This is a genomic window from Methylomagnum sp. (genome assembly GCF_054333355.1).
This window is the reverse complement of sequence record NZ_JBTEKS010000210.1, coordinates 1-7835: the sequence shown is the minus strand read 5'-3', so window position 1 is coordinate 7835 and position 7835 is coordinate 1. Positions and strand designations below refer to the sequence as shown.

Genomic DNA, 7835 nt, shown 5'->3' with positions numbered 1-7835 from the left:
GCCCCCCCCCACTCCCGCCCCACCAACATTTTCCTCATCACGGACGCCCCATGCCCGCACACTCCCCAGATCACAGCCCGCTCCCACCAGGGCTGGCGATCATCCATTCCAACCAATTGGAAAGCCTCCGCGTCCTGATTGTCGAATGGCTGCGCCGCCATCCGCTCGCGCCCTTGGAAAACGAAATCGTGCTGGTGCAAAGCAACGGCATGGCCCAATGGCTGAAACTGGCCCTGGCCGACCAGCGCGAAGGTTTAGGAATCTGCGCGGCCATCGCCGTGCAACTGCCCGCCCGCTTTTTGTGGGACACCTATCAAACGGTGCTGGGTGCCGATGCCGTGCCCGATCAATCGTTGTTCGGCCAGGAATCGCTGACTTGGCGGCTGTTCCGGCTGCTGCCCGAGCGGCTCTCGGACCCGCGCTTCGCCGCGCTGCGGCGGTTTCTGGCGGACGACCAGGACGCCCGCAAGCGCCATCAACTGGCCGCCTGCCTGGCGGATTTGTTCGACCAATATCAGGTGTACCGGGCCGATTGGCTGCGCGATTGGGCCGAGGGCAGCGACCAACTGCGGGACGCCCACGGCTTGGCCCAAGCCTTGCCGGAGGAGCAAATCTGGCAGGCGGAACTGTGGCGCACCGTCATCGAGGACATGCCGCCGGAACAGCGCGACACCAGCCGGGCCTTGCTGCACGAGCGCTTCCTCGCGGCCTTGGACGCGCTGACCGAGCGCCCCGCCCGGCTGCCCCGGCGCATCGTGGTGTTCGGCATTTCCTCCCTGCCCCACCAGACCCTACGCGCCCTGTCCGTGCTGGGCCGGTTCTGCCAAGTCCTGCTGTGCGTCCACAACCCCTGCCGGCATTACTGGGCGGACATCATCGAACACAAGGAACTGCTCCGCGCCGAACGCCACCGCCAACGCCGCAAGGCGCGGATGCCAGCGGAATTGAAGAGCGAGGAGCTGCACCTGCACGCCAATCCGCTGCTGGCCGCCTGGGGCAAGCAGGGCCGCGATTACATCCGGCTGCTGGACGAACTGGACGACCCGGCCCGTTACCAGGCTTGGTTCGACGCCATCGACTTGTTTGAAGACTATGGCGAGGGGGGCCAGCGCAGCCTGCTCCAGCACGTCCAGCAGGCCATCCTGGATTTGGAACCCCTGCCGGAAAACCCGGACGCCCGCCCCGTCATCGCGCCGGACGGCTCCCTCGTTTTCCACATCGCCCATTGTCGGCAACGGGAAACGGAAATCCTCCACGACCAGCTTTTGGCCCTGTTCGCCGCCAGCCGGGAACGCGGCGAAAGGCTGGTGCCCCGCGATGTCATCGTCATGGTGCCGGACATCGACGCCTACGCGCCCCACATCCGCGCCGTGTTCGGCCAGATTGGGCACGACGATCCGCGCTACATCCCATACAGCCTGGCGGACCAGCGGGAGCGGGGCCAGAACCCGTTGATGATCGCCGTGGAATGGCTGCTGCGCCTGCCCGAATCGCGCTGCGCGGTCAGCGATTTGCTGGACCTGTTGGACGTGCCCGCCGTGTGGGAGCGGTTCCGGCTGGAAGAAGCCGACCTGCCCTTGCTGCACCGCTGGATCGAAGGCGCGGGCATCCGCTGGGGCTTGCACGCCGAGCAACGGGCGGGGCTGGACCTGCCCGCCGGGCTGGATCAAAACGCTTGGCAATTCGGCCTCAAGCGGATGCTGCTGGGCTACGCGGTGGGCGATGGCGCGGCCTGGGCGGACATCGAGCCGTATGACGAAATCGGCGGGCTGGACGCGGCCTTGATCGGCCCCTTGGCGGAATTGCTGGACCGGCTGGAAGACTATTGGCGGCAACTGGCCGAACCGGCCCTGCCCGCCGTCTGGGCGGAACGGCTGCGCGGCTTGTTGATGGCGTTTTTCACGCCCACCGCCGACCGCGACGCGCTGATTCTGGAGCGACTGCACACCGGCCTGGCGCATTGGGCGGACGTCTGCCAACAAGCCACGCTGGACGAAGCCCTGCCGCTGTCGGTGGTGCGCGAGGCGTGGCTGTCTAGCGTGGACGAACCCAACCTGTCGCAGCGCTTCCTGGCCGGACGGGTGAATTTCTGTACCCTCATGCCGATGCGGGCCATTCCGTTTGGGGTGGTGTGTTTGATGGGCATGAACGACGGCGACTACCCGCGCAGCATGCTGCCCCTGAGCTTCGACCTGATGAGCGGACCCGTCGGCTACCGGCCCGGCGACCGCTCCCGGCGCGACGACGACCGCTATTTGTTCCTGGAAGCCCTGCTGTCCGCCCGCCACCATTTGTACGTCAGTTGGATAGGCCGCAGCGTGCAGGACAACGGGGAACACCCGCCCTCGCTGCTGATTGCGCAATTGCGGGATTATCTCGCCGCCGGTTGGCGGGTCGCGATTGAACCCGATGAGCAGCGGGACGCGGGCCGGGTTCTCTTGGACCGGCTGACCGTCGAGCATCCCTTGCAAGCCTTCAGCCCGCGCTATTTCCTGCCCGATGGCGCGGACGGCCACGACCCGCGCTTGTTTTCCTACGCCCGCGAATGGCGGGCGGCCCACGCGCCGAACCACGGGGAAGCCGCGCCCGCCGCCGCGCTGGAACCCTATCTCCCGAAAGCGCCGCTAAATCTAGAAACCCTGGCCGGTTTCCTGCGCCATCCGGTGAAGGCGTTCTTCAACGAGCGGCTGAAAGTGCGGTTCGAGCAGGACAGCGCCGTCGGCGAGGATTTGGAGCCGTTCAGCTTCGACCCGCTGCAACGCTACGGCCTGGGCGATGAATTGCTGCGGGAAGCCCTGAACGGCCCGCCGCCACAGGCCGGGGCGCGGTTCAACGACGCCATGGCACGCCAGAAGCGGCGGGGGGAACTGCCGCTGGCTAGCTTCGCCGAACCCGCGCAAGCGGATTTTTCCACGCCCGCCTGGGCGGCTTACGAATACGCGGCGCGGGTGTTCGCCGAGTGGCCGGACGTGGTGGAAACGCCGGGCGAAATCCGCCTCGACTATTCGCCCGCCGCCGACGTGACGCTGCAAGTCGAGGACTGGCTGCCGGGACTCCGCCGCAATGGCCGGGGGCAGTGGGCGCAAATCCTGGTCCGCCCGCAAGCCGTGGCGCAGGACGGACAGCCCAAATGGCACAATCTGGTCCGGCCCTGGGTTCGGCATTTGGCGGGCTGCGCGGCGGGGCTGGAATTGCACACCTTGCAGATTGGCCCGGACGCGGCGTGGCATTTACCGGCCCTGCGACCTGAGCAAGCCCGCCACTGGTTCGAGACGCTGCTGGAGGCTTGGCACTGGGGAATGCAGGCACCGTTGCCGCTGGCTTGCCGTAGCGCGTTCGCTTGGCTGGAAAAATCCGTTGAATCGGTGGAATTTGCCCCGGATGCGGCCCGTGCGGTCTACGAAGATGGCTATAACCACCGGGGCGAGGGCAGCCAGGATATTTATCTCGCCCGCGCCTTTCCCCGGTTTGAGGATTTGTGGCAAGACGACGGGCAGTATTTCATGGAATGGGCCGAGCAGTTATATCGACCTTTGTGGAAGACGGCGCGGCGGTATGAAGCGACATGAAAAGACCGACTCGGTTTTCAAAACCGAGTCGGTCTGAATGTTAGGGATACAAATCCTGTGGGAGCGGGCTTTAGCCCGCGATCATACCGCGCCAGAACGTGGGCTAAAGCCCACTCCCACTTAGCGATTACTTATCCTCAAACACATCCACCCCGGCGGGCGGCTTGAATTCAAATATAGCGGAATCGGGCTTAATTCCGGTTTTGACATTGTGGAAATAAATCCGCGTCAACTGCCCGAAGTTATCGCTAAGCTCCATCGCCGCCAATACATTGCCTTCCAAACCGAGTAGCACATATTTAAACCCGCTTTCCTCGGATTTCGGCAATAGCTTGAGCCAATACAAACCTTCCTCTACGGATTGTTTTTCGATGGTGAAATTCTTTTCCAAAGCCACTTCGCCGCTCAGCAATAAGGCCGGGGTGGAACCGATGGCCGCGTTCAGTTGCTTGGCCGTAACCTGCTCCAAATCCTTGTCGTAAAACCAGACCTTGTTGCCGCTGGAAACGATTTCCTGGGCATAGGGCGTTTGGTAATCCCAGCGGAACTTGCCGGGCCGTTGCAGATAGAAAACCCCGGTGGCCCGCTTGCCTTGATTGCCGTTTTCATCAATCTGCACCTGGGCGAAATCGGCTTGCAGCGTGCTGGCTTTGGCGAGGAAATTACGGAGGCGTTGAATGGGAGTATCGTCCGCCATCGACGGCAAAGCGACAAGCAGAAGCAGAACCACGAATAATCGTTTCAACATGAAGCTAACCATGAGGTGGGGTGGGCATGTGTACTCATGCCCACCAAAATATCCATCAATCCGCAAAATGGTGGGCATGAGTACATGCCCACCCTACGGAACTAATCACCAATATTCTTCGCCAACCCCGCCGCATAACCGATGTAATCGCGGGGCTTCAAAACCGCGAGACGCTGCTTGGCGTCGTCGGGTATCTCCAAGCCATTCACAAACGCCGCCAGCGATTCCGCATCAATCCGCCGCCCCCGCGTTAATTTCTTGAGTTTCTCGTAAGGCTTCTCGATGCCATAGCGGCGCATGACGGTTTGAATGGGTTCGGCCAATACCTCGGGGTTCTCGGCCAAATCCGATTCCAGCGCGGGCGGATTAATTTCCAGTTTGGAGACACCCTTGAGCGTGGCTTGTAGCGCGATGACGGTATGGGCAATCCCCACGCCGATATTCCGCAACACGGTGGAATCGGTTAAATCCCGTTGCCAGCGAGAAATCGGCAATTTCTCGGCGAGATGGCCGAATACCGCGTTGGCGAGACCGAGATTGCCTTCGGAATTCTCGAAGTCGATGGGATTCACCTTATGCGGCATGGTGGACGAACCCACCTCCCCCGCCACGGTTTTTTGCTTGAAATACCCCAGTGAGATATAGCCCCACACGTCCCGGTCGAAATCCAGCAATACGGTATTGAAGCGGGACAGGGCGTGGAAGAATTCCGCGAGGTAATCGTGGGGTTCGATCTGGGTGGTATAGGGGTTGAATACCAGCCCCAAGGATTCCACGAAGTTTTGCGCGAAGCCCGGCCAGTTCACTTCCGGGTAGGCCACCGCGTGGGCGTTGTAATTACCCACGGCCCCGTTGATTTTGCCGAGTAATTCCAGGTTTTCCAGCGTTTTTAATTGCCGCTCTAAACGCGCCGCGACATTGGCGAATTCCTTGCCCATGGTGGTGGGTGTGGCGGATTGGCCGTGGGTGCGGGACAGCATGGGCTGGTCGGCATAGTCCACGGCCTTGGTCTTAATTGCCGCGACGACTTTGCGCAGTTGCGGTAGCAATACCTCATCCCGCGCCGCTTTCATCATTAAGCCGTAGGACAGATTATTAATATCTTCCGAAGTACAGGCGAAATGGATGAATTCGCTCACCGCCGTGAGTTCGGTATTATCGGCGATTTTCTCCTTGAGGAAATATTCGACGGCTTTCACGTCGTGATTGGTGGTTTTCTCGATGTGTTTCACCCGCTCGGCGTCGTCGGTCGAGAAACCGGCCAGGATATTTTCCAGCACGGTTTTAGCGTTGTCGCTCAGGGCCGGTACTTCGGTAATGGCGGGTTCTTGGGCCAAGGCTTGCAGCCAGCGGATTTCCACTTGTACGCGGTAATAAATCAGGCCATATTCGCTGAGGATGGCGCGGAGGGGTTCAACTTTATCGGCGTAGCGGCCGTCGATGGGGGAGAGGTTGGTTAGGGTCATGCTAGTTTGGTCTTGTGGAAATTTCGTCGTCGGAACGAGGTTTGTCAGGCGTCTTGTTAAGTTTTGAGCGACTTTAAGCGTTTTCAAAACAGTATTAGATATACTGGATTCTATGATGAAGCTGACACTTGAAAACCATCATCTAGAGATAATGTTTCTTTAGTGCGAATTGATTTTCTCACTCCCTCCGCCATAAGACTCCATTGCATATCCGTGGTGGATTCAAAGCGTTCAGTCCACGCTTGCTCGTCGGCTATCTCGTCCAGTAGTCGTGTAGCAATAGCATCTTGAGCATCCATCGGAAGTTGCTTAACGGCTGTAATGGCTCGTTCGAGTAATTCGGTCATAGCTTTATAACCTCTGTGCGCTAGAAAATTTCAGGATTAGCTATCAGCTTTCCTCAGGAAGGAATTCATAATCAAGAATATTATCTAAATGATAACAACACTGTTTTGGAAAAGTCGTTTCATTCAAGCCGGTTTCTCTAGCGGCCATAATCACGGCATCGCCATAAGCATCCTCAACGGTTTTCTCAAGGTTATGCTTTAAGCTTGGATTATCTCGTAATAACCTTTCAATCCGACGTCGCTGCTCTTTGATGGTCAGTTGCCAACTACGCCCCCGGTGGCTGGGTTGAAACTGCCATTTCAACAGGTGCATGAGCAGAATGCCAAGTCGACTTTCCAATTGGCTCCGAATACTGCCCCCCATATCCTCGACCTCTTCAATTAGATTAACCACATCCAAGCCACTTAATCGCCCGGTTTGTAGCAAATGCAATTGCTGGCGGGTCCAAGCGTAGAAATCGGTTTCGTGGAGATTGGCGTTCATGTATGGATTCTCGTCAGAGTTTGGAGTAATTTAAACTCCTAAAAAACTTTTAATAATTGGCTCCACCTTTTCCCAAGTTGTCGCCAATAAACCAATCGTGGATGCAGATTCTTTAACACCTGATAAAGCCGCCTTAATAAGGCCAGATTTTCGACTTGTAGTTGGTAATGCCGCTTGCTCTGAAAGCAATCCCAACTGCTCCAATATTTCATTCTTTTTATTGGCATCCAAGTCTTGGCATGATAAGACAGCCTCCATAAAACTACGAATACTATCGCCAACCTTTAAGCCATTTTCTTGACAACTCACGCCTTCAAGGCTCACCTGCATACTTCCAACTTCAGCAGTAGAAATGGCACCGACAACGCTACTTCTTAAGTTAAAACTATTATAATTCATTCTATTCCCCTTTCTAAAAACGCTAAGGTCATATGGCGGTCTTTGCGCCGGAACTCCCACCGCAGCACCGATAACATTCATATCTTCAATTGCCGCATTAGCCGATTGCATTGCATAGAGAATTTCTCGATCTCTCGCTTCGTTCTGCCTAAAATTAATCTCTGAAATCCGCTCTAGGCAGTTTAAGCATAGGTAATGTTCTTTGTATTTCTCAATAGCATCTTTGTCACACTGACTACATTTAGCCATCAGACATACCCCTTGTTCTTAGCGAGTTATTTCCTCAATCATACTTAAAAGTCCCCTCAATCACCCCACCCCCCAAACACTCCTCCCCCCTATAAAAAACCACCGACTGCCCCGGCGTTACCGCCCTTTGTGGCTGATCGAACACCACCCGGCACCGGCCATCGTCCAGTGGCTCGACCAGACAAGCCTGATCCGGCTGGCGGTAACGGGTTTTCGCCGCACACCGAAACGGCTCGGACGGAGCTTGATTGTCGCACCAGTCCAGCGTGCCCGCCTCCAGCGCGTCCGTGTATAACCACGGATGATCATGGCCCTGCCCGACGATCAACACATTGCTCTCCAAATCCTTGCGCAGCACATACCACGCCTCCTGATCCGCGCCCTTGATGCCACCCACACCGAAGCCCCGCCGCTGGCCCAAGGTGTAATACATCAGACCCTCGTGGCGACCGACGATTTCACCTTCGGGCGTCTGAATTTCGCCGGGCTGGGCGGGCAAGTAGCGTCGCAGGAACTCCTTGAACCGGCGCTCGCCGATGAAGCATATCCCGGTGCTGTCGCGCTTGCGGGCAT

Annotated in this window: 7 protein-coding genes; 1 reads left to right on the top strand and 6 read right to left on the bottom strand. The window is 58.0% G+C overall.

Features of this window, described 5'->3' with window-relative positions:
* Window positions 1–50 precede the first annotated feature (50 nt).
* Window positions 51–3569: an exodeoxyribonuclease V subunit gamma gene (recC, locus tag ACXWUF_RS14855; protein WP_458495431.1), complete on the top strand. Its 3519-nt coding sequence runs from the start codon at window positions 51–53 to the stop codon at window positions 3567–3569.
* A gap of 127 nt (window positions 3570–3696) precedes the next feature.
* On the opposite strand, the gene lolA is transcribed toward recC, so the two are convergent.
* The 6 genes from lolA to ACXWUF_RS14825 form a co-directional block, all read right to left on the bottom strand.
* Window positions 3697–4317: an outer membrane lipoprotein chaperone LolA gene (lolA, locus tag ACXWUF_RS14850; RefSeq protein WP_458495430.1), complete on the bottom strand. Its 621-nt coding sequence runs from the start codon at window positions 4315–4317 to the stop codon at window positions 3697–3699.
* 101 nt (window positions 4318–4418) lie between these two features.
* Window positions 4419–5783, bottom strand: coding sequence for an adenylosuccinate lyase (gene purB, locus ACXWUF_RS14845; RefSeq protein ID WP_458495429.1), 1365 nt, complete (start codon window positions 5781–5783; stop codon window positions 4419–4421).
* A gap of 110 nt (window positions 5784–5893) precedes the next feature.
* On the bottom strand, window positions 5894–6130 hold the full coding sequence (locus tag ACXWUF_RS14840; protein WP_458495428.1) for a hypothetical protein: 237 nt from the start codon (window positions 6128–6130) through the stop codon (window positions 5894–5896).
* A 43-nt stretch (window positions 6131–6173) separates the two neighbouring features.
* A complete protein-coding gene (locus tag ACXWUF_RS14835; protein ID WP_458495427.1) occupies window positions 6174–6614 on the bottom strand; it encodes a DUF29 domain-containing protein in 441 nt (146 codons plus the stop codon).
* A 30-nt stretch (window positions 6615–6644) separates the two neighbouring features.
* On the bottom strand, window positions 6645–7262 hold the full coding sequence (locus tag ACXWUF_RS14830; RefSeq protein WP_458495426.1) for a hypothetical protein: 618 nt from the start codon (window positions 7260–7262) through the stop codon (window positions 6645–6647).
* A gap of 34 nt (window positions 7263–7296) precedes the next feature.
* Window positions 7297–7835, bottom strand: a 539-nt coding sequence (locus ACXWUF_RS14825) for an aminomethyltransferase beta-barrel domain-containing protein (protein ID WP_458495425.1), incomplete at its 5' end; no start/stop codon positions are given.